1 protein-coding gene is annotated in these 3,314 nt (G+C 44.3%); it reads left to right on the top strand.

The features are described from left to right. The coding region (locus tag R4146_RS06605) for a beta strand repeat-containing protein (RefSeq protein ID WP_339960670.1) at positions 1-3,314 on the top strand (3,314 nt) is incomplete at both ends.

The following is a 3,314-nucleotide window of genomic DNA, read 5'->3' as shown; positions in this document are numbered from 1 at the left end:
CTAGTGCTGCTGCATCTAATGCTAGTGTTGCATCTAGTTATGCTAATCAAGCATCTAGTGCTAATAATGGAGCCCAAAATGATAGTAAGGCAGTTAGTGATGACGTTAGTTCTGCCAACACCAATGCCAGTGCTGCTGCTTCTACTGCCGCTAGTGCTTCTACAGCTGCTGCTAGTGCTTCAGATAATGCTAAGTCAGCTTCTGCAATTGCTTCGGCTAACCCAAGCAATTCAGCTATTCAGTCATTAGCATCCAGTGCTAATAGTGCTGCTACTGCTGCTTTATCGGCTGCTGTTATTGCATCATCTGCTTACACTCAGGCAAGTGAATACGCATCGAATGCTGCTGCGCAAAGCTCAAATGCTACTGCTGCATCTATTGCTGCATCTACTGCAAACTCGATTGCAGCGAGTGCTGCTGCCGATGCAGCGAGTGCTGCCCAAAGGGGTGATAGCGTTGCTGCCAGTTCTGCAGCAAATGTTGCTAGTGCCGCTGCTGCTGATGCAGCAAAGGCATCGTCCACTGCTGCTGCTGCCAAGAGTGCTGCTGACTCATATGCTAATGACGCTAGTGCTGCCAATAGTAATGCATCTAATGCGAGCGCTACTGCTAATTCTTACAATAATATTGCATCCAGTGCTAATAGTGCGGCTAGTTCCAATGCGAATGCTGGTAAGAGTGCAGGTAGTAATAATTCTGCCACTGTAGCATCAGCTAACAGTTATGCTTCTGTTACTGGCACTAGTACCAGTACTGCAGTTAGCTATGCATCTCAAGCATTTTCATATGCTCAAACAGCTAGTTCTGCAGCAGTTGCAACTAGTGGCTTTAATAGTCAAACGCAAAGTAACGCTACTGCTGCGCAAAGTTTAGTTAGTGCAAATAGTCAAAATACGATCGTTAAATCCCAAGCTGCTGCTATTGATGTTGCTAATAGTACGGCTGCGAGTGCACTTGCTGACGCTAACCAACAATCATCAGCTGCTAATTCCGCTTATGCGCTTGCATCCAGTGCTGCTGCGAGTGCCATTACAGCTTCAACCACTGCAAGTAACAATGCAAGTACTGTCAATAGTCTAGTATCAGCTGCTAATAGCTACTATGCTAATGGTGATGTTAGCAATGGTGCGATCTATGCTAATCTAGCCTCTGACACTGCTAAGAGTATGAGTGCTCAATCAATTGCTGCTTTAAATGCAGTAATTGCTGCTTCAAGTGCAACTATACTTGCAAGTAATGCTGCTGCTCAGGCCGAAAAAGATCAATCAATTGCTTCTCAGGCTGCTATTGATGCATCAAACGCACTAAGTGCGGCTAATTCTGCTGCTAACCAAGCTAATGGAGCTAGTTCAAATGGTAGTGCTAATGGTAATTCCATTTCATCTGCATCATCAATTGCTAATAGCGTAGTATCCGGTGACGCTGATAACGCTAGTTTAGCTGGTTCATATGCTGCGAATGCATCATCATCTGCTAAGTTAGCTAATGATAGTGCTGATAGTACTAATAGTGTGAATAATAGTATTGCTGCTTTGATCAGTGCTAATAACCAAGATACATCATTAGCTAGTTTCGTTGCTGCTGCTAGTGCAGCCAATTCAGCTATCGCATCTCTTAATGCGGATGCTCAAGCACAAAAGAGTGCTGCGAGTGCTGCAGCAATTGTTGCTAGCTCAGCTCAAGGTTCAGATAGTTCCCTTGTTTCAGCCATTGCTAGTGCATCGAGTGCTGTAAGTTCCAATGATGCTGCTGCTAATTCAGCTTACCTTGCTGGAAGTACAGATGCTGGAAACAGTTATGCTCAAGCTGCTAAGGACGCAGTTACTGCTGCATCGAATGCTGCCCAAGCATTGATTAACAACTCAGCTGCTATTCTTTCACAAACTAACATTGCTAGTTCCGCTGCTTCTCAGGCTGCGAGTGATGTTGCCCAAATGGCAGTGCAAATGAGTAGCTTTAATAGTGCTGCGAGTGCCGCTTCTAGTGCTAAGTCTGCTGTTGATAGTGGTAATAGTGCCGGTAGTAAAGCATCTAACGATGCTAAATCAGCTAGTGCTGCAACATCAATTGCTGCCAGTGATGCTAATGCTAACGATACAATCGTTAACTCAGCATATAGTGCTGCTAGTTCAGCTGCTACTGCGGTAAGTACTATTTCAAGCAATGCTGTTGTTGCTTCTAACTCCATTAATAATTACCTCAACAACGATCCAAGTAACTCCACGTTCAAGAGTGCGGCTTCAGTTGCTACTAGTGCAGTGAGTGCTATCAATAGCTATAACAACGATGCCGCTAACCAAAAGAATATTGCAAGTAGTGCATCCAGTGCTGCTAGTTCACAAGTCGCAGTGATTGCTAGTGCTAGTGCAGCCATTAGTGGTGCAGTTACTAACGCTAATACTTCCTATGCACAAGCCAGCTCTGCTTACCAAACTGGTGATCGAATTGGTGGAGCGATTTACACTTCCGGTGCAGTTAGTGCCGCTAGTGTGGCTAGTGTTAATGCTTCGATTGCAGCTAGTGCCGCTGCCAATATTAGTACGTTAGCTTCAATCGCCGTTAGTGCTGCTAATCAAGCAGTCAATGATGAAAATTCTGCTAATGTAGCTATTGGTTCATTGAACGCTGCTTCATCTGCTGCTGCTAGTGCTGCAGCAAATGCTAGTGCTGATACTTCATCAGCTATCAGTAGTGCTAGTAATGAAGCTTCATCCGCTAGTGCTGCCGCTTCTAATTATGCAAGTGGTGCTAACGCAGATGCTACAAAGGCATCAAATGCTAATATACTTGCATCATCTGCTGATTCAATCGTTACTAGTTATTCTAATAACGTAAATATCTTGAGTTCAGCAATGACTAACTTTACTAGCAACAATTCTGGTAATTCAGCCGTTAGTGCTGCTAGTTCTGCATTTAGTATTGCTAGTTCCGCATTGACTAGTGCTAAGTCTGCTGCTGATGGATTCTCAAATACGGCTAGTTTAGCTTATAGTGTTGCTAGCTCTGCTGTTAATGCTGCTAATAATGCTAATTCAACTGCTAGTTTCAATGCCAGCATCGCTAGTGATAATGCTGCTCAAGCTAAGAGTGCTGCTGCCAATGGGAACTACTCACAGGCTAGTGAATTGAATTCTAGTGCTGCGGAATTTGCATCAACTGCTAGCCAGTATGCGGATTCAGCTAAATCGGCTAGTTCAACCGCTGCAAGTGCTACTATTAACGGAGTTAATGCTGCTAATTCAGCTAGTGCTGTAGCTAGTTCTGCAGCTGCCTTTGATAGCGATGCTAAGAGTGCTTACGCTCTTGCATCCAAT

It is taken from the genome of Nicoliella lavandulae, assembly GCF_037546185.1.
GTDB lineage: Bacteria > Bacillota > Bacilli > Lactobacillales > Lactobacillaceae > Nicoliella > Nicoliella lavandulae.
This window is presented reverse-complemented; position numbering and strand designations above follow the sequence as displayed.